This window comes from Methylococcus sp. EFPC2, assembly GCF_016925495.1.
Taxonomy (GTDB): Bacteria; Pseudomonadota; Gammaproteobacteria; order Methylococcales; family Methylococcaceae; genus EFPC2.
In genome coordinates, this window is record NZ_CP070491.1 from 4,415,165 (window position 1) to 4,436,407 (window position 21,243).

9 protein-coding genes and 2 riboswitches are annotated in these 21,243 nt (G+C 61.3%); all 9 genes read left to right on the plus strand.

The genetic code is table 11. The annotated features are described in order from the left end of the window. Nucleotides 1–143: 143 nt before the first annotated feature. On the plus strand, nucleotides 144–1,625 hold the full coding sequence (locus JWZ97_RS19105) for a DUF2491 family protein (protein WP_205432363.1): 1,482 nt from the start codon (nucleotides 144–146) through the stop codon (nucleotides 1,623–1,625). 31 nt (nucleotides 1,626–1,656) lie between these two features. Next, on the plus strand, nucleotides 1,657–2,082 hold the full coding sequence (locus JWZ97_RS19110; protein ID WP_205432366.1) for a DUF350 domain-containing protein: 426 nt from the start codon (nucleotides 1,657–1,659) through the stop codon (nucleotides 2,080–2,082). A gap of 34 nt (nucleotides 2,083–2,116) precedes the next feature. Beyond that, nucleotides 2,117–2,890, plus strand: coding sequence for a hypothetical protein (locus JWZ97_RS19115; RefSeq protein ID WP_205432368.1), 774 nt, complete (start codon nucleotides 2,117–2,119; stop codon nucleotides 2,888–2,890). A 510-nt stretch (nucleotides 2,891–3,400) separates the two neighbouring features. Next, on the plus strand, nucleotides 3,401–4,105 hold the full coding sequence (gene phoU / locus JWZ97_RS19120; RefSeq protein WP_205432370.1) for a phosphate signaling complex protein PhoU: 705 nt from the start codon (nucleotides 3,401–3,403) through the stop codon (nucleotides 4,103–4,105). Between the two features lie 205 nt (nucleotides 4,106–4,310). After that, nucleotides 4,311–4,386, plus strand: a riboswitch (cyclic di-GMP riboswitch). 103 nt (nucleotides 4,387–4,489) lie between these two features. After that, complete coding sequence (locus JWZ97_RS19125) at nucleotides 4,490–5,302, plus strand: hypothetical protein (RefSeq protein WP_205432372.1); 813 nt, start codon at nucleotides 4,490–4,492, stop codon at nucleotides 5,300–5,302. An 829-nt stretch (nucleotides 5,303–6,131) separates the two neighbouring features. Continuing rightward, nucleotides 6,132–6,205, plus strand: a riboswitch (cyclic di-GMP riboswitch). 106 nt (nucleotides 6,206–6,311) lie between these two features. Continuing rightward, nucleotides 6,312–7,115, plus strand: coding sequence for a VPLPA-CTERM sorting domain-containing protein (locus tag JWZ97_RS19130; RefSeq protein WP_205432375.1), 804 nt, complete (start codon nucleotides 6,312–6,314; stop codon nucleotides 7,113–7,115). Nucleotides 7,116–7,250: 135 nt separating this feature from the next. After that, nucleotides 7,251–8,870, plus strand: coding sequence for a hypothetical protein (locus JWZ97_RS19135; protein WP_205432377.1), 1,620 nt, complete (start codon nucleotides 7,251–7,253; stop codon nucleotides 8,868–8,870). 260 nt (nucleotides 8,871–9,130) lie between these two features. After that, complete coding sequence (locus JWZ97_RS19140; protein WP_205432379.1) at nucleotides 9,131–10,753, plus strand: ShlB/FhaC/HecB family hemolysin secretion/activation protein; 1,623 nt, start codon at nucleotides 9,131–9,133, stop codon at nucleotides 10,751–10,753. A gap of 131 nt (nucleotides 10,754–10,884) precedes the next feature. Next, entirely contained in the window at nucleotides 10,885–21,147 is a 10,263-nt protein-coding gene (locus JWZ97_RS19145; RefSeq protein ID WP_205432381.1) for a filamentous haemagglutinin family protein, read from the plus strand. The last annotated feature ends 96 nt before the right edge of the window (nucleotides 21,148–21,243 follow it).

A 21,243-nucleotide genomic window follows, 5' to 3' on the forward strand; every position in this document is an offset into this window, starting at 1 on the left:
TGGATCCATCGGAGGCAAGTCGGAAGAGGCTTCTGCTTCCGTCGTGACGCGATATCTGTTGGCCTCGGTTTCTGCGCGATGGCAGCCGTCCGGGTATAATGACCCGGCGACGGCGCACCGGTAAACGAGTTTATTCGACGACCATGGACTATCGAACCTTGTCTCCCGCCATCAAATTCCTAGCCGCATTCGTGCTGGCCGTCGGGATAAGCTTTCCCACCGGGCTTAGCGCCAAGGCTGGCTCCAGCGGCGGTTACTCGCGGCCGTCTTCGTCATCTTTTTCATCGAGCCGCACACCTTCCACCGGCTCTTCTTCTTGGGGGTCGCGCACGCCCTCGAGCAGTGGCGGTTATAGCCGACCGGGCTCGTCTTCTTCCTCCTCGTCCTGGTTCGGCGGGAGCGAAACCGACCGGGCGATGGCCCGCAGCTCGTCCAGGCGGGCGCTGGACAGCTATCGCGCCGACCCGCAGCAAAGCACCGACAGTGCTCCGCGACGGCCGTCGAGCTGGAGCTCCGGTTCCGGCCGTTACGGTGGCTGGGGCGCGCGTACGCCGTCTTACGGCGATACGGCCGGCGACTACCGTCTGCGCGGCTGGAGCATGCCGCCGGCTTACGCACGATCGGCGGGCGAACGCTTCGGCCCTTGGAGCGCGGTGTTGTTGTGGGGGCTGCTGGATACCCTGTCGCGCCCCGGCCACGCGGAATTTTTCCATCACCACTATGACGATCCGGGTTACCGCGCCTGGCGCACCGAAGCCGACGAGCAGGCCCGGAACAACCCGGAACTGGGCCAAAAGCTACACGACCTCGATAGCCACCTCGCCGCCCTGGAGGGGCAGCCCCGCAATCCGGGCTATCTGCCGCCGGATGTCGACCAACCCGAGGAGTCGTCGTCCTTTCCCGCTTTACTGTTGATCGCCGTCTGCGTGCTGGTCGTTTACCTCGGCTGGCGCTATCTGTCCGGCGACATTGCCAAGGGCAAGAAAACCATGCTCGGTCACTCGCAACGTACGCCTTACCGTCCCAAATGGTTCCGTGTCGGCATGACCGTGCCGGTGGATCCTTCGCTATTCATCCTCGCCGAGTCCTGCACCTCGGTTCGGTCACCGGAAGCCGCTACCGCCAGCGGCCTGATATCGGTAAGCAGTTTGGGGGTCGCGCTCAGTGACGGGCTGAGCTGGCATCGCCTTTACCTCTCCGCGACGAGTTTTTTCCAGGTGCATCTGGACGAACAAGGGAATCCGGACGAGTGCCGGTATTTTTCCCTGCTGGACGAAATCACCCCCGCCGACCAGGACGAGTGGGGATTCTGGCTGGATCGCACCGAAGGCATGATAGGCTGGCCGGAATTCCAGACCAAGGACGGCAAAATCTATCAACGCGTCTGGACGCCGGGCGGCGGGCAACGGTCCGCGCCGCGCGAAATCGACGAAATCGTGGAGACCGCCGAGGGCAGCCGGAACCGCCGCCAACAGGCCATGCTGTATGCCCGCGAAACCGGCGCGACCGCTCCCGCGCCGAAAACCGAATATCTGCTGGCGTCCGCCATCGAGCAGGACGGTGCCGCCTGGGTGGCGATCCATGTCGGCATCGACGTCAGTATCAGTGCCCTGCAACTGAGCTAAAACCATCGTTCTCTAGTATGGAGTTCCCGCCGTGACCGAAACTTTTTCCACCCTCTGGCAGACGCTCGGCAGCGGCCTGCCCATCCTCTTCCTGCATTTATTCACCACCGCCGCGCTGCTGATTCTGGGCGTCGGCTGTTACGCCGCACTCACCCCGTTCCGCGAGCGCGAGCTGATCGCCCGCGGCAACAAGGCCGCCGGCCTGGTGCTGGGCGGCTCGCTGATCGCCGTCGCCATACCGCTGGCAGCTACGCTGGCGACCAGCAACATATGGCTGGACATCGTCTTGTGGGGCACGGTGGCGGTCCTAATCCAGTTGACCGCGTTCATCGCATTCGCCGCCGTGTTCCGTAATTTCCGCGTGGCCATAGAAGAAGACAATGTCGCCGCCGCGTCGGTGCTGGTCGGCGTGCAACTCGCCATCGCCCTGCTCAACGCCGGCGCCATGGCCGGCTGAATCCCCGCTTTCGTCATAATGTAAGGAGAAACGCATGTTCAATTTCGTCCGCAATCTCATCGGCGTGAAGGCCGACCACGCTGTACAGGCCGGCATCGAAGCGCTGGTGCGCTGGGATCCGAAAGGCGCGACCGAGGCCGAGCTACGCACCATGGAGCAGCACCTCGACGAACTGGGCCTGGAAGTCGCCGAGGCGCGCGCGGGCTACGACCGCGAAAAGAAGGAGGCCGATGCGATCAAGACCCTGCTCGACCAGCGCATCGCGGCCGCCGAGTTGCTGCAGAACCAGCTCACCGCCGAAGCCGACCCGGCGCGCAAGGCGCAGATCGAAAAGAGTCTGGCCACGCTGCTCGATCTGCTGGAGCAGATGACGCCGGAGGTCGAGCGCGAAGCCGCCGAGGCCGTGGATGCCCAGGATTTCCTGGCTTTGCTGGAAAAAACCTATGCCGATGCCGGCGCCAAGCTGAAAGAGGCGAGGGGCCAGCTCGAACAGGCCGAGCGCGACATGAAGCGCGCCGAACAGCAACGCGATCTCGCCGAGCGCCAGGCGGAAGCCGCCCGCCGCGCCGCCGGACTGAGCAGCACCACCAATAGCCTGAACGTGGCCTTGAAAGCGATGAAGGAATCCGCCTCCCATGATCTGGCCAAGGCGGAAGCGGCCGGCGCCAAGGCGAGGCTGCTGGCACCGACCCGCCCCGAGCAGGACGATGCCAACATCGCCGCCGCGCTGAATGCCGTCAGCGGCGCCCTGCCGCCCGCGCAATCGGTCTCCGATCGGCTCGCCCGCCTCAAGACGCTGCAGAAATAGGGCTTCCCGGCGGCCGTCACGCGATCCTCACCGGAATGTCACGCGCTTGTCACACGGGTGAGCGATCGTGCACCCGTCACAGCGAGTGTGCATGACGAGCCGAAGCCGGGAGGTACAAGGTGAGGAATAATCTGGGGTTTTTGCTGTTTCTGGCCGTAGCTGCCAGTTTTTCCGATCTCGATGTGGGCGCCATAACACGGCCCGTCGCCCAATCGTTGGCCGATGCCGGCGACTGGGTCACATCGCAGTCCACGCCGGCACTCCGCTAGGGTGCCGCACCATACGGCTGGCGGCGTCCCCCGGCGAGACGCTGCCGCCTCCCGCGATGGCTCGGCCGGAGTCCGTTTCGGCCCATAGTCATCAAATCACAACATTCTCTTTTCACAATAAACCGTTGGGCGACGGGTGCGCGGTCCTGTGCCGCTGATCCCGGGCCAAGCGGTCCGCGCCGCCCGCAATTCTCGCCTTGACCTTATCTTATGCGGCCCTATGGCCGATGCAGAGATTGCCATGCAAGAGCTATCCGACATACACATCATCCGCCGCTACGACGAAGAGCTCTACGACCTGCACAGCCGGGTCATGGAATTGGGAGCCCTGGTGGTGAAGCAATTATGCGCGATCCTGGACGCACTCAAGGCCGAGGACGCCGAACTGGCCCGGCGGATCATGGCAACCGATCATCAGGCCAATCTCATGGCGGCCGATGCCGACACCCGCGTTTTTTCCCTGCTCGCCCGCCGTTGTCCGGTGGCCAGCGACCTGCGCCGCGTCATCGCCGCCGCCAAGGTGGTCAACGACCTGGAACGGGTCGGCGACGAAGTGGCCAAGGTCGCGCAATTCCTCGTACATGCCTGTCGGGAGACCGGCACGGATCCGCATCCCGGCATGCTGCGTGAAATCCGCGTCATGGGAAAGATGGCGGTCGGCTTGCTGCGGCAGTCCCTGCAGGTATTCGACGTGGAAGACGAGGAACTGGCGCGCCGGCATGAAAGGGAAAGCCGGGAAATGGACGGTGAATTCCAGTCCGCGCTGCGCAAGCTGATTACCTACGTCATGGAGGACGCCCGCAACATCAGCAACGCCATCGAGATCGTGCTGGTGCTGAAGGCCCTGGAACGCATCGGCGATCACGCGCAGAAGATCGTCGACTACGTCGTGTTTCGCCGGGCAGGCGAAGACGCGCGGCTCGCCGAGTTGGCCGCGCCGGAGTGATGCTACCGCATGTGCATATCCGACCCGTAAGGGGTGGTCGTTGTCATCAAACTTTCGTATTTCTGTAAACAAACCTTCACTGCGCTGAAAACTAGCGCCGTTAAAGTGGCTCTGCGTATGAGGAAAGAGAACTGGGCGCGGCAGCCGTACGCCGGGAAGCGTGCCGTAATCCAATGAGGGACAGAAAGAGGCTCAGGGAAGGCTGACACAGTAAAGCCACACCCGTCGCGAGGCGGGGCCGGAAAGCTACGGGTCTCCAGTCAGACAGCCGGGTTGCCAATCGATAGCGGGCATCCGGCAAACGCACTTCTAGGCGCCCATGTTCGGCCATCGAGCCGATGGGGCGATGGACTCAACCTTAAGAAACACTGATTTGGAGATAGTATGAAAGTTAAAGTTTTAGTGGCCGGCTTGGCCCTGGTAGCCGCTGGCAACGCCAACGCTTTGATCAACACCGGCTCCACCAGCTCTGGTGAGCTGTTCCTGAGCGTATTGGACCAGACCGCACAGGTTTCCTACTCGCAGGATTTGAACATCGATCTGTCCGGATTCCTCACCAACACCAGCGTCGGCGGATTCAATTCCAACGCTTCCTGGAGCGTAGCCCTGAGCCCGGCATGGAGCAGCTTTTTCAATGCCGCCAATGCCGGCAGCATCGTATACAACGTGGCCGCTACCGATCTGGACAACGGCAAGCTGAACAGTCTGGATCAGACCTACGGCTATCTGTCCTCGTTCAAGACGTCCAATCCGGCTCCGGTACCGGCAAACAACGTAGCCGTAGTTTCTACGCCTGGCCAGGAAATCGCTTCCAGAGCATTGATGTACAACGCCAATCCTGCTGACGCAGAGGCGTACACCCCCGCCGCCGCAGCCTATTACGGCAATACTTGGGGCAACACCTTCAACACCAAGGTACCGACAACGCAGAATAACGAAGGCCTCTTCAATCAGGTCCTGAATGCCGTATTCCACGGTCTGTCCTCGACCCTGGGCGTGGATCAGGACACCGGCGACTTCTTTGTGCAGGACCGCTTCGACGTGCTTCCGGGCCAGTTCCAACTGACCGCGAGCGAGCTGAAATATACCGTAGCGCCTACCGCCGCCGTGCCGGTACCCGCTGCCGCCTGGTTGTTCGGCGCCGCGCTGACCACTCTGGTGGGTGCCAACCGCCGGCGCCGCGTACTCCCCGTCTAAGCGCTTCAATGGCGTGACTGAGCGCTTCTCTCCCTGTTTGCCGGGATAGAGGCGCTGTCGGAGCCCGGCCTATCGTCATAGGCCGGGCTTTTTATTGGCTATGTCTACGGTAAAGGTTGAAACGGGCTCTGTGCGAATTGCGCATGGTCTACGCTCCCCTCCCCGAGGAAGGCATAGGTATCTACACAAGTCCCTCTCCCTTTGGGAGAGGGATTTAGGGTGAGGGCAAAGCGCCTAATTTTCATAGACTTTTTCGTAAGCGTTGAGCGCTCAGGCCCTCACCCCTGCCCCTCTCCCAAAAGGAGAGGGGTGAAAATCAATGCGTTGAGAAGATGTGTAGATGCCTATGCCCAGGAAGGGGGAGGGCCAGGGTGGGGGTTAAGCCTTGATCTGTGCGCTGACCTTCGACCTTGCTTCGTCGCCCGAGCATCCCCGCATCCCAGCCGTCCCCCTTGCGGGGGGGAGGGAGGAGCGAAGGCGTCAGTCGGCAAAGCATTATTGAAGCCGCTGCTGCGTGAAAGTCCGGTAGCAGACACGCGGTATGCCGAAAAGTCATTTCAGCGCTTAATGCACGCATAGCCTTTTTATTGGTGCGCCCGGCAGCGTGCCTCCTACCCGATCACGGGATGGAGTTCTGGTCGCGGAGTACGCTGGGGGTAACGGAAAAAGTCTTACGCTACCCGGATTGTCATGTAAGCGTCATTCTTCTGTAAAGAACGGACGGTAGAGTACGCCCCAAGTTGAAGCGAAATGCACCGAGCGCGGTCGCCAGACGCCGGAAGGTGACCGATTCTCCATGAGGGATAAGTGGGCTCAGGGATCGAGCGCTATTCGCAAAAGCCACACCCGTCGCGAGGCGGGGCCGGAAAGCCACGGGTCTCTTGAGATAGCCGGGTTGCCAATCGAAGCAATGGCAAACCGGCATTTGGGTTGCAAACGCCCGGCGTAGTGGTACGGGCGAATGTCAGAGCTAGGGAATCAATCTTAAATCCGACTTAGGAGATCAGCAATGAAATTGAAAGCTTTATTTGCCGGCGTCGTGCTGGCCTTGGGCGCCAATGCAGCGAATGCCGCCATCGCCACCGGTGAAACCAGCTCCGGCGAGCTGTTCTTGAGTGTGTGGGACAAGACCGCGCAGGTTTCTTACTCGCAGGATCTGAACATCGACCTGTTTCAGTTCCTCACCAACACCAGCGCGGGCGGATTCAATTCCAACGCTTCCTGGAGCGTGGCCCTGAACCCGGCATGGGCCGGCTTCTACAATCCGGCCAATGCCGCCAATACCGTGTACAACGTGGCGGCGGCCGATCTGGACAACGGCAAGTTGAATGCCGTGGATCAGACTTACGGCTACCTGTCTTCCTTCAACACGTCCAATCCGGCGCCGGTACCGGCAAACAACGTGGCTGCAGTGTCCACGCCTGCCAAGGAAATCGTAGCCAAGGCGATTGTGTATAACGCTAATCTCGCGGACGCCGAGCAGTACAGCTCGGGTCCGTCTTATTATCCCAATGCTTGGGGTAGCGACTTCAATACCAAAGTACCGGTCAATCAATCCAACGACGCGGCCATCGACCAGGTTTTGGCGGCCGTATTCCACGGTCTGTCCTCGACCCTGGGCACGGATCCGGACACCGGCGATTTGTTCGTTCAGGATCGCTTCGACATCCTGCCGGGCAAGTTCCAACTGACCGCGACCGAGCTCAAATACACGGTGGCACCCGCGACGGTTCCGGTTCCGGGCGCCGTTTGGCTGCTGGGTTCCGCACTGGCCGGTTTCGTCAGCATCGCCCGTCGCGGCAAACGCGCTTAAGCGCACCTGGTGCTGCGCCGGGTGCCCCGGCGCAGCGCACGAATTCCTCTCTCCCACTGCGGGGCGTTTGGCAATACCGCGAGGCTGTCGGGCCGAGCGGAGACCTTTCTACGCTTTTTTTCTAGGAGATGTAACGTGAAAAAATTCAATTCCATCCTGTCGGCTTCGGTGCTGGCAGTCCTGTCGGCCGGCGCTCATGCGGCCTACGATCCGTCCTCCACGGCTTTCGATCTGATCGTCCGGGTTTCCGGCGCATCCGCCGTGGACAACGCCTTGTTCGACCGCGTAGACCTGGATCTTTGCCAGGCCAACGCCAACAAGTCTTACGTGTTGCAATCCGGCAATTCGACCGCTTCCCTGGGTAACTACTGGGGTATCGCTTGCGATGCCACCGCGGCTTCCGGCGTCACCGGCAAGGTGTTGTTCCTCAAGCGTTCCGCTGGCGGTTCCGGCGTGGGCGTGGCTCCGGTGAACAATAGCACGCCGATTCAGTTCGTCGATCGCGCGTCCTGTACGGATGCCGATGCCAATGGCGTGTACACCTGCCCCACCCTGACCGTGGGCGATGTCCCGAACGGCGGCGTGTCCGACGTTGCTCCCGTCGCGTTCGAAGCGGCCATCAACGGTGGCAACGGCGCCAATCTCACGGGCAACCTGACCGCCAAGGAATTCGCCGCCCAGGTCTTCGGCATCGTGGTCAACACGTCTTTCCGCAACGCCCTGCAGGCCGCCCAGTTCGGTTCCGCGCATGCCTGCGTCGGTTCAGAAACCGAAGCTTGTATGCCCAGCCTGAGCAAGCAGGAGATCAACAGCATCTTCAGCGCTGGAACCACGCTGACCTCTTGGGGCAGCTTCCGCGTCAACCGCGATGGTCTGGCCGGCACCAATGGCGAGTCTCTGACCGCCAGCCCGTCGACCGCCGCCTATCGCACCGCGCCTTTCGACACCAAGCTGCACATCTGCCGCCGCGTGGTCGGTTCCGGTACGCAGGCCCAGTTCAACGCGAACTTCCTGGACAACCCGAGCAAGGGCGGATCCGCTTTGACGCCTTACAGCCAGGGCGACACCAACTTCCTGACCGGCCCCATCGTGTGGAACGGTTCGGGTTCGGGCGACGTGGAAACCTGTCTGGAAGCCTATGATTCCGGCACCACCAAGACCATCACCAGCGCCACCGGTTCGACCCAGATCAACCCGGCTTCTGGCGAAACCGGTCCGACCAAGGCTTGGGCCATCGGCATCCAGGGTACCGAAAAGAACAACACGCTGGCCAAGGCCTATCGCTTCATCAAGATCGACGGCGTGGCTCCGACCCTGCAGAACGTCTGGAACGGCAAGTACTTCGATTTCGCGGAATCCAGCTTCCAGGTTCGCACCGGCGACACCTCCGGCGAAGCGACTTTCGTGAAGAACGCCTTCAACCTGACCGCGGCCAGCATTGCCAAGCTGAACCTGGGCACCGACCTGGCTTACACCCCGGGCGGCACCGGCGCCGGCGAGCACCAATGGGGCGTCGGCGGTTATTTGCTGCCTTCCACCATCACCGGGGCCAGCCCGGATGGCGCGAAGTTCGTGCTGACCAATCCGGTCACCAACTACACCCGCTTCAACAATTATGCAGCTAGCCCGGTCGCCAACCCGACCTTCAAGAGCCGCACCCCCTTCACCTCGGGCGACAGCAGCCTGAACACCAACGGCAGCCTGAACGCCGCCGGCACGGGCTTGACCGTGATACCGGGTGTTTCTTCCTGGTAAGGCTCTTTAACCATCATTGGATCGATATGGGAATAGGGCCAGGAGGCCTGGCCACGGATGGCAAAATTTCGTAGGGCCGCGGCGCAAGCCTCGGCAGCAAAGGGACTGGCCGGCTTAGCCCGCCGGTCCCGTTGCGTTTGTGACTTACCGTGCAGCCTGCCGCCACGATGCCAGGTACGACGGTAAGCGGTGAGCGTGCCAGGCCCGATCAGGGCGGCAAGAATTTTTTGCGCCCTTCCCGCGCCGGGAAGGGCGATACGATGAAATTGGTTGAACGAGTGACGAATATTCACAGGAAATGGGGCTGGATCTTGGGGCTTATATGGCTGACGACCTTGGGCCCGGCGTGGGCCGAGGACGCCACTGCACCGGAGGCGGGCGCGACGGCGCCGCCAACTTTCGATCTGTTGGAGATCCGGGTAGTAGGCAATTCGGTCCTGGATAACCGGACCATAGAAAAAACCGTTTATCCCTTTCTTGGGCCAGGCAAGGGCATCGCCGAGATCGACTCGGCGCGCCAGGCGCTGGAAGCCGTTTATCACGAAAGGGGTTATCAGACCGTTTTCGTCAACATACCCGAGCAGGACGTCGAAAACGGCTTGGTTAGGCTGGAAGTGGCTGAAGGGAAGATAGACCGCCTGAAAATCACCGGTTCGCGTTATTACTCGCTGGGTCGCATCCGCGAGCGAGTGCCGGAACTGGCGGAAGGCAAGGTCCCGCATACGCCCACGCTGGAAAAGGAAATCACCCGTCTATCGGAAGAGAGTAAGGATCGCCGGGTGACGCCCATGCTGCGGGCCGGTACTACGCCAGGCACGGTTGAGGCGGAACTGAAGGTGGATGATGAACTGCCGGTACACGGCAGCGTGGAAATGAACGGCCGCAACAGCGTGGGTACCAGCCGGACCCGCCTCACCGCTTCATTGCGCTACGACAATCTGTGGCAACGCCACCACAGCGCATCCCTGCAATACCAGACGGCGCCGGAAGAACAGGACGTGGAGGTCTGGGCGGGCACCTACGTCATGCCGCTATTCGACAACGGCATGCGGTTGGCGCTATACGGCGTGGGGGTGGATTCCACCAGCGAGGTTGCCAGCGCCGGCGCGCTGTCGGTGGTAGGTACCGGCCATATCTTCGGCATGAGGCTCATCAAGCCCTTCGAAAACCTGGGTGACTACTCCCACAGCCTGAGCGCCGGCCTGGATTACAAGTCGTTCGATCAGGCCATTTTTCAGCAGGGCGCGGATACCGGGAACAGTCCCTTAAGCTATCTGCCCTTCATGGTTCGTTACGACGGCGGCTGGAAAGTGCAGGGCTCGTCGGTTACCTCGATCGGCCTGGAAACCCGGTTTTCCGTGCGGGGACTGGGCAACGATCAACAGGAGTTCGAGGATAGGCGCTTCAAGTCGCGCCCTGACTTCATCTATTTCGTAGGCGAGCTCAAGCATCAACACGTCCTGCCGGGCGATTTGCGCCTCGCGGCCAGGGTTTCCGGCCAGGTGGCCGATTCACCCCTGATCAGTAACGAGCAGTTCGCGGCCGGCGGCGACGACACCGTGCGCGGCTACCACGAGGTTCAGGAGTTGGGCGACCACGGCGTGATCGGCTCGCTGGAGTTGCATAGTCCGAATATGAACTATTGGGAGTCGGTCGACAACCTGAGGGGGCTGATGTTCGTCGACGCCGCGCGGCTGTGGATCGAGGACGCCTTACCCGGTACGCCCGAGCGTTCCAGCTTGGCCAGCGCCGGTTTGGGACTGCGCATGGAGATTTGGAAGCACCTGAGTGGCGTGTTCGACTGGGCTTATCCGCTTGTTAGTGCGGGAACCGTGGGACAGGGCGAGCAGCGTGTCCATTTCAAAGTGGCGTATGAGTTCTAAGGAGAGCGCCTGAGCGCCGCAATCCACCCAGGTTTCCATAGGCCTGGTCCCGCAGTTTTAGACGACGGGCCGAGGGCCGTTTCTATCATCGTTTGTTACCCGCTTCCGCGGCAGATTAAAGAGTTATCGTCATGGCTAGTTTGCATTCTTCGATCAGGCAGTTTCCCTTGCTGACTTCCCGGCGGCCGCCCCGCCTGTCTCCACTGGCCTCCGCCGTCCGGCTCGTATTGGCCGGCGGATTCTGCGGCGTGGTGAGCCAGACGGCGCTGGCCGACGCAAGCATCGCGTCCTTGCCGGTTCCTGCAGCGGTGTTGGCAACCCAGGGTCGGGCAAGCTATTTCCAGGACGGTCTCAAGGGCATCATCGATCAGAAGACCGACAAAGCCGTGTTGAACTGGAAGAGTTTCAACGTGGGTGTCCCCAACACGGTGGAGTTCAGGCAGCCGAATGCGAGTTCCATCGCGCTCAATCGCATCAACGAGCAGGTCAATCCCAGCCAGATACTGGGTACGCTTACCGCCAACGGTCAGGTCTACCTATATAACCCCAACGGGTTCGTGTTCGGCAAGGACTCCCGGGTCAACGTGAATTCCCTGGTGGCCACGACCCTGAACCTGTCCGACGAGGTTTTCGACCGGGGCATCACCAAGGTTTTTGATCAGGAGGGGGGCAAGGCTGCTTTCCAGTGGACCGGCGGCGTGATCGGTACGGATGGCAAGCCGGTGCAGGTCAGGCCGGGCCCGGACGGCTCGCGCGTCACGATTGAGCAGGGTGCGCAGATTTCCACCAACGCACCGAACCGCCGCATCCTCATCGTCGCGCCGACGATTGTTAACGGCGGCGACGTACGGGCCGACGATGGCGAGGTGATCCTGGCCGCCGCCTCGGACAAGCTCTATCTGCAGGAAGCGCCGACCGATTCCGCCGGTTCGGGTCTGCTGGTCGAAGTGAGCAAGGGCGGGGACGTCACCAACTCAGGCTCCATCACCGCCCGCCGCGGCAACATCACCCTGCTCGGCTTCGCCGTCAATCAAAACGGCATGGTATCGGCATCGACTTCCGTGCGCGTGAACGGATCGATCAGGCTGTTGGCACGCGAGGGCGCGGAGGTCACGCGGGACGGCGACAAATATAAGCTGGGATACACGAGCACTTACCGGACGACCGCAGGCAGTGACGGACTGGGTCAGGTCGCGCGGGTGAAGCTTGGGGCCGGCAGCCGGACCCAGGTTTTGCCGGAATATGGCGATACCGCGACGGCGGTGGACGAGCAGAGCCAGCCGCGGTCGCAAATCGAGATCGTGGGCAAGCAGGTACGGTTGGAGTCCAACGCCAAGGTGCTGGCGCCATCGGGCGATGTCATCGTCCAGGGTACCGACCCGACCGCCGGCAATTCTACGGCTCGCATCCGCGATACCCGTATCGATATGGCGCCGGGCAGTCGCATCGACGTGGCGGGGCTGAATGTCACCAAGCCGATGGAAAGCAACGTCGTGGAGGTGGAGTTAAGGGGTAACGAGTTGCGCGATGCGCCCTTGCAACGCAACGGCGTCTTGCGCAACCAGAAGGTTGCCATCGATGCGCGCGTCGGCACGAAGCTGGCCGACGTCTCCTCCGCCATCCGCCGTATCGGTCGGACGATAGAGGAACGCAGCACCGACGGCGGCAATATTACGTTGAACGCCCCCGGCGCTGTGGTGGTGAACGAAAATGTCTCCCTTGACGTCTCGGGCGGGTCGGTGACTTATCAGGATGGATATATCAAGACGACCCAACTGGTCCGGCAGGGGGGCATAGTCGATATCGGCAAGGCCGATCCCAACACGATCTACAGTGGGATCTTGCAGCCGCTCGTCAAACTTTATACCAAATGGAATCAATCCGAGAGTTGGATGCTGGGTCTGTTGGAGCGTGGGCGCTTCGAAAAAGGCTATACCGACGGCAGGGATGGTGGTTCGCTCAGGATCGTCACTGAAGCCTTGAGCCTGATGGGTGAGTTGAGCGGGAAGACGACCTCCGGGATACACCAGCGTGAGGTCAAGAACTTGCCCGATACCGCGAGCCTGTCCATCGATCTTACCGCGTCGACCATGGTGGGCCAGAACGTGGCTTTCCTGCCGGGCAAAACGCTTTCCACCCTCGACCCGGATCAGCCTTTCCAGGGACTGGAAAATGGTGGGAACAAGCCGGCGCCGCTGGTGTTGACCGGCGATTTCCAGCGTAAGAGCAGCATAGGCAATTTAACGATCAAAACCAGCGGTCGCGTGGACCTGGCGTCGGGCGTGAATGTGGACGTGCCCGATGCGGGCAGCCTGTCACTGACCGGCGGGCAATTGGCGATCGCCGGTTCCATAGACGCAGCCGGAGGGGCTGTGAGCCTGGCGACCGAAGTGCCTATCTCGGCACGGGCGACCATGAATGGCGAAATCCGCCTGCTGTCGGGCAGCCGGATCGACGTCGGCGGTGTGTGGTTGAACGAACTGGGCCAGGTCGGCGCGTCGGCCTCTTTGATCAACGTCGACGCCGGCCGCATCAAGGCGAGTTCGCAGGGGGATCTTAAAGTCGAACGGGGCGCCGAACTGGCCGCCGACGGCGGGGCTTGGTTGCAGAGTTCCGGTAAGCTGATAGGGGGCAAGGGCGGCAGCATCGCATTGACGTCGACCGCATTTCCGGGCCAAGTGGGTTCCAATCTGACGCTGGACGGTTCGGTACATGCCTATGCGCTGGAGCAGGGAGGTAGCCTCAGTCTGACCACCAATGAAATCGTGGTGACCAACGGGGCGGAATCGACGCAGCGGCCGGGCGCTCTCGTACCGCTGGCTCTGGATTCGGGCTTTTTCGGCCGTGGTGGCTTCAGCGGGTATTCCCTGACCTCGGACTACCGGGGAGTGACCGTGGGCAGCGACGCGCGGGTTAGACTCAGCAGCGAAAACCTGGCGCTGGCTCCCGGCTTCCGGCGCGTGGAAAGTGGCCGCTCTTTGTCGGCGGTGACCACGCACACCATGCTGCCGGATTATCTGCGCAAGCCCGTCGATTTGACCTTGGCGCATCGACCGCCCCTGGGACAACTGTTGGTGAATTCTGCCGTCCGGGTCAAGGAGGGCGCAGTGGTCCAGGCTGATCCCAAGGCCCATGTTTCCTTGATCTCGGAAGGGAACATCGACGTGGCGGGAAGCATCAAGGCGCAGGGGGGCACGATAGACCTTACCGTGCTCGCACCGTCCGATGCGGAAAAGGGCCTGGAATTCCTCGCCAGCCAGGGCATATTCCTGGCATCAACCGCCCGCCTGGATGCGTCGGGGACCTCCCTATTGAAGCCCGATGCTTCGGGCTTTCGGACCGGCGAATTGTTGGCCGGCGGGCACATCAATCTGCGCGCCGAACGCGGATATATCGTCACCGCCGCGGATTCCCGTTTGGATGTCTCCGGCGCTTCGGATCAATTCCAATTGGCGGCCTCGCCCAGTTATCGAATCGCGCATCCGGGGGATCAGGCGTACACCACGGCCGATTCCAACGGTGGCACCATCAGCCTGACCGCCGCGGAAGGCATCCTGGTGGACGGTACGTTGAGCGGAAGAGCGGGAGGCAGCAAAGCAACCGGGGGAACGCTTACGCTCGAACTCGACCGTCTTTTGCGCAATGAGCCGTCGCTCGCCCCGTTCCCGGTCGGCGATCGCATCCTGGAGATGCATGCCGGTACGGGCCAGAATGCGCCTGCCAACTGGTCGCCGGGCAAGAATATTCCTTCGGCGCTGAACGGCATCGGACGGATTTCGAGTGCTACGGTGGCGAATGGCGGGTTCGGCGCCTTGTCCTTGAAATCCAACGACAGCATCCGTTTGAGCGATGGCGTCGCCCTCGACCTAGCGCGCAATATCGTGCTCGACGCCCCTGTGCTGGGTTGGACCGGCGCTGCCGGCAGCGCCGGGCTCGCAGCCGATTATATCGCCATCGGTTCGACCTTGAGCCGTCATGCGACCCGGGCGACCAGTAGTGGTTCGGCCAGCCTGAACGTGAACGCCCGTCTGGTCGACCTAGTCGGTTCGGTCAGCCTGCAGGGTTATACGTCCAGCCGTATAGCCAGCCGGGGCGACATTCGTTTGAGGGGGGTTGCTCCCAACTTCGATGACGCCGAAGTGGCAAAGCACTACAGCGGCGAATTCAAGACCGCAGGCGATTTGAGCTTGCAGGCGGTACAGATTTATCCGACCACCGTCAGCAACTATACGGTCAACCTGACGGGTGCCAACAGAACCTTGCGTATCGAACAGGGTGCCGGAACCGCGGAGCCGGTGCTGTCGGCGGCCGGCAATGTGACGCTTAAGGCGGCGCATATCGTTGACGGCGGCACAATCAAGGCCCCGTTCGGCCAGTTGCATTTCGTGGCATCGGATTCGATAAGCATCCAGGAGGGTGCTTTGATCTCGGTTTCCGGCAAGGGCTCTCTCGTGCCATTCGGCCGTACCCCGGGCGGACTGGAATGGCTTTATCCCCTGAACGCGATAGGTCCTTCGGGCAATCTGAGGACCAGTGAGCAATACAATCTGGTTTTCGCTTCTCCGCCCACCAAATCCATCGACTTGAATGCGCCCAAGGTGGCGCTCAATGGCGGCTCGACGATAGACATCTCCGGCGGTGGCGATTTGTATGCTTTCGAGTTCGCTTCCGGCTTGGGCGGCTCGGTCGACGTGCTGAATCCTCGCGATCCCAAGGTGTTGAGTGGGGAATACGTCTATCAGGAGAAATACGCGGTTCTGCCGACAATGAAAAACGCGTATTCGCCCTACGATCCGCTCGAATTCCCGGCCTCCGGGTTGAGCATGGGTCAGAGCATTTATCTGAGCGGCGTGGACGGATTGCCGGCAGGCGAGTACGCCTTGCTGCCCGCGCATTACGCCCTGTTGCCGGGCGCCTACCTGATCACACCGCAGAAATCGATTTCAGGGATACAGCCGGGGCAGGTTTTCGACCGGATAGACGGTGCGCAGATCATTGCCGGTTACACGAAATCCTTAGGCACTTCCGAGGCTCCATGGAGTTGGTCCGCCTTCGCGGTCGAGCAAGGCTCGGTGGCGCACACCCGCTCGGAATACCAGGGGCATCTGGCCTCGGAGTACTTCGCGGAGCAGGCAAGCAAAGAGGGCGTGAAAAGCGCAGCCTCCGTGCTTGACGCGGGCAGTCTGACTTTGGCCGCCACCAGCGAATTGCGCCTGGGTACGGAAATTCTGGCGCAACCGGCATTGGGGGGGCGCGGAGGCCAGCTGGACATCGTGGCGCAAAATATCTCCGTGGTGTCCAAGGAGCGGTCCGGGGTTCCGGCGCCTGCCGGGGTCATCGCGTTGCTGGATGAAGATCTGAGCCGTTTGAACGTCGCAAGTCTGGGATTGGGTACTTCCCGCATCCGCAACAGCGACGGCTCCACCCGTCTGAGCGTTAACGCCAACAAGGTGACGATACAATCCGGGGTGCGGCTGAAAGGCGAGGACATCGTGTTGGCGGCGAAGGATCAGGTCGTCGTAAAGGGGGGCGCCGAGATCGAAGGTCAGGGCGCCAGCAATGATAGTGGGAACTACGTCGTCGACGGCGATGCCGCCTTGCTGCGCGTCTCGTCTGGCCGCCAGGGTGGCTACATACACAAAGGTGAAGCGGGAGCAAAGGGCGACCTTCTCATCGAGGACGGCGCCGTCCTGCGCGCGGATGGTTCGATGTTGCTCGACTCCAGCCACGATACTGTCATCGACGGCAGTTTGGCCATGCGAGCCGGCGACCTGACGATCAGAGCCGGCACCATCAACCTGGGTGAAACACCGTCCGGTGCGGCTGGGGCCGTGTTATCCGACGCCCTGCTGGCGGGGTTGACGGTGGACAACCTCAAGCTGGCGAGTCGGGAATCCATCAATTTCTTTGGATCCCTTGACCTCCATCTGAGCAGGCTCGAACTGGATGCGGGCGAGCTGGCCGGTTACGGCGCGCAGGGCGATACGGCCTCGGTATCGGCGAAGAGCATACGCTTGAGCCACAGTTCCGGCGCGACTGCGGGTATCTCCGGGACCGGGCACGGCCGCCTCAGTCTCGAGGCGGACGGCTTCGAGTTGAGCGACGGCAACTATGCCATCAAGGGCTTCGACTCCATCACTTTAACCGGCACGAACGACCTCCGGTTTTCCGGCGACAGCCATGTAAGTTTGTACGGCGATACTCATCTGGCCGGCGCGCGCTTTAGTGGATTCGATGGCGGTCGGTTGAGCTTGGACGCAACAGGCCACCGTTTGTCGTTCGGGACCACCGTCGGGGCTTCGTTGGCGTCGCCAGGCGTGGGGGTCGCACTCGATGCGGTGGCCGATACCATCGACTTTGCGGCATCCCTACTCATGCCATCGGGCACGGCCAGCTTCATCGCCTTGCAAGGTGGATTGAACCTGGCGTCGGGCGCCGACCTCGACCTGTCCGGACGCGCTTACACCTTTGCCGGCGGCACCCATGTCGAAACGCCGGGAGGCTTGTTGACGTTGACTGCCAAGCAGGGTGACGTCAACTTGAATCAAGGCGCCAACATTCATCTGGCTGGCGGAGGAAACAGCGTCCGAGCGGGCTCGCTGTCGGTGAGCGCAGCAGCCGGTTCGGTGCTCTTGAACGGCAACTTGGATGCCTCGGGCGGCGGCAGCTTGCTGGTCGACGGGCTGAGTCTGGGACCAGACGGATTTTCCGGCTTGATCGCAAAGGCGGCGGCGGGCGGATTCGACGACAGTCTGAGCGTCCGCCAACGTGCCGGTTCACTGATTGTGGCTCAGTCAGATGAGGTGAAGGCGCACTCCGTCGCCTTGACAGCGGATGCGGGCGATATACTGGTGAACGGCATCATAGACGCAGGTGGAGTTAAAGGCGGCAAAGTAGTCCTGTCTGCCGCCGAGCAGGTCGTGCTGGAAAGTGGTGCGAAAATATTTGCCAATTCCACAGCAGGCAAAGGCGGAACCGTGGAACTGGCTTCGAGCAAGGGGGTGGCGGCCGCCGCAGAGGATCAAGGTCTGGTTTTGAAAGCAGGCTCATTGATCGATGTGTCCGGCAATACGCAGGTGCTGGACGGCGACGTACATCTACGCGCGATGCGGAACGCCGATAGCGTGTCCATCGCGCCGATCGCCTCGACGGTCACGGGTGCGCACCGGGTGCTGGTCGAAGCGGTCAAGGTAGAGTCCGTCAGCGACTTCGGCGGACTGCCCACTTGGCAAGGCAACACGGAAGACTTTATGACGCATGCCGCGTCTATCGGGCAGGCCCTAGGAAGCGAAGTGACCATCGTGCCGGGCCTGGAAATCAGCAGCGAGGGTGATCTGACGCTCGATGACAGCTGGGACTTATCGACCTGGCGTTATTCTACGGATCCATCGGATCCCGAAAGCCCGAAAACCATTCCCGGCATCCTGACCTTACGCGCGGCTGGCGATATCGTGCTGAATCAGCCCATTAGCGACGGTTTCGATGCCTTCAATAAACTTATGGAAGGCGAATCCTGGAGCGTACGGTTGGTGAGCGGTGCGGATAGAAGCGCCGATTGGCGCCAGTCCGTGCACGGGGTCGGCGATTTGACGCTATCTCCTGGGGCTTTGGTGCGCACCGGTACCGGTGACATCGAAATCCACACCGGCGGGGATTTGATCTTGAAGGACCAGACCGCGGCCATCTATACGGCAGGCCGGGCGGATGCGAAGGATCCATACGGTACCCTGAACGAAATATTCCGGGGCGCTTACTTCAACGTTGAATACCCGATAGGCGGGGGCGATATACGCATCGTCGCGGGCGGTGACATTTTGGGCGCCAAGAGCACCCAGTTCATTCCGGACTGGCTGCAGCGCATGGGCAATTTCAACAGCAACGTCAGTGATGAGGCGAGAACGAAAGGCGACGTCTTTTTCGACGGTACAGTAAGCGAGGAAGAGCTGCCGACAGCCTGGGGCATACAATACAACTTCCAGCAAAATGTGGGCGCGCTGGGTGGCGGCGATGTGTACGTCACCTCGGGTGGCAACATCGACAATCTGCAGGTGATGTTGCCGACGACCGGCAAGCAAATCGGCACGATTAACCCTGATTTGCCGATATCGGATCTGACCTACCTGGACCGTTACATTACCAACGAAGTACAGGTCAACGGCGGCGGCAACCTGAGCGTGACGGCGCGAGGCGACATCCGGGGCGGCCAGTATTTCGTCGACCGCGGCGAGGCTGATCTCTTTTCCTGGGGCAATATCGCGGGAGGAAAGCCGGCGGACATTCAATTCAGCACCGGTCCGCTGTTCGCCATCGGCGACGCAGATTTCCACCTCGCCGCCGCGAACGGCATTTCGGTCGGCGCGGCATACAATCCTTACGCGCTTGCCCAGCGCAGCCCTGCCTGGGTCTATAACACGACCTCGACTTTCTTCAATTACACGGATCGTAGCGCCCTGCATCTTCAGGCGACCGCCGGAGACATAGATTTTCGCAATGACGTGGCCGGTGTCGCCGATCAGTATTTCGATGACTGGCGGGGAATTAGCGCGCTGTCGGCACGTAGCGCCCAGGACGGTTTGCGGATTTTGCCCGGTACGGTGGAGGCGGTCACGCTCAAGGGCGATATCAAGTTGACTTCTTTCAATCTTTTTCCAAACGCGCGAGGTAATCTGAGCCTGGTGGCGGGTGGCGACATCTACTCCGATCCGGCCTTGGACGAGGTGGTAGTCAACATGTCGGACGCGGATCCCTCGCTTTTCCCCACGGTGGCCGCTCCTGCGGCTGACCTCGAAGCGGTGACGAGGAACCTGCTGGATACCCGCAATACGGAATCGAACAGCTTGCATGCATTGAAACCCGTGCACGCCGGTGACAATACCCCGGCCAGGCTGATTAGTCAGAGTGGGAGCATAAATGGCAACAACAATCTGAAGGTGTTTCTGGCGAAATCGGCTTATGTGAACGCCGGACAGGACGTCAAGGACATCGGCCTGAACATCCAGAATCTCGCCCAGTCTGATATCAGCGTCATCGAGGCTGGTCGGGACTTGCGCTATCACATCAGCCGTACGTTCGTCGGCGCATTGAAAGAACTGGCCGGTTTTGGGGTTCAGATCGCAGGCCCCGGTCAATTGCAAGTGCTGACGAGCCGGGACATCGACCTTGGGGCATCCGATGGCATCATCAGCACGGGTAACCAGGGAGATATCAACGCTGACATCAAGGGCAATCCGGCGCTCGACGACGTGGGCGCTTCATTGATGCTCATGGCCGGTTTGCAGACAAAGCCGGCATACGGGACGTTTTTACAGGACTACTTCGGCGAAACCGGGTCTTATCGGGTCGCTGCGGATGGCAGGGTGACTTATGGCCCTACTGCCGATGCCAGTTCTCTTGGACACGCCTTGGCGCTCCCCGAGGAACAGCAGCGTGAATTGGCCTTGTTGGTGTTCTTCAACGAGTTGAAACTTTCCAGCCAGGAGGCCGCGGCGGGCAATGGATACCGTCGAGGCGACGAGGCGATTGCCACGCTATTCCCAGGCGACAAATACGACGGCGACATCAAGCTGTTCTTCAGCCGGATACACACAACGGACGGCGGCGGAATCGACATGGTGGTGCCGGGCGGCTTGATCAATGCAGGCTTGGCGTCAGCTTTCGTGGGTGAAAAGAAACCGAGCGAACTGGGCATAGTGACCCAGCGCGGTGGTGCCGTTCAGGCCTATACCCTGGGAGATTTCCAGGTCAACCAGTCGCGTGTGTTCGCCATCGCCTCGGCGCTCAGCGACTTTACGCCCCGTTTCGGTTTGTACGACACCATGGGCACGTTCATAGAGTCGTACAAGGATGTCGTCGCCTGGTCCGCGACCGGCAACATCGACGCCGGGCGCGGTTCCAAGGGTGCGCTATCGGTGTCCAACGGCAAGAAGGGTTTCGATCAGAATGGCAACTGGACCGATGACGTGCCTCCGACCATAGACGGAAGCGGCGTGCGCGCGCAGATACGTGGCAATCTCGAAGCCGGCAACGTTTATCTCGCCGCGCCCCAGGGCGTGGTCGATGCTGGCGAGGCCGGTATCGGCGGCAACCAAGTGACCATCGCCGCCAACGCTATCATTGGGGCCAGCAACATCCAGACGGGAGCAGGGGGCTTGAGTTCCAACGTGTCGACGAGTACCGCCGCACCCGTGGCGCCTCCCGCGAGTGCGGCCAGCGCCGCCACTTCGGCCACCAAGTCGGCACAAAGCGTATCGGATGGCGGCGACAAGAGCGGCGATCCATCCAAAGCCGAGAACAAGCAGGCCGGTGTGAGCCTCATCAACGCAGACGTCGTGGGATTCGGCAACTGTAGCGTCGGCGACGTCCGCGACGGCAAGGCGGGCTGCGGAGGTGCTTAGTTGTTCAAGAAGTCCATTTGCGGATATCGAGCAAGCCAAGGGCAGCTTGGGTTAGCCGTGCTATCGCGTAACCCAATAGAATCCTTTACGGGAGCC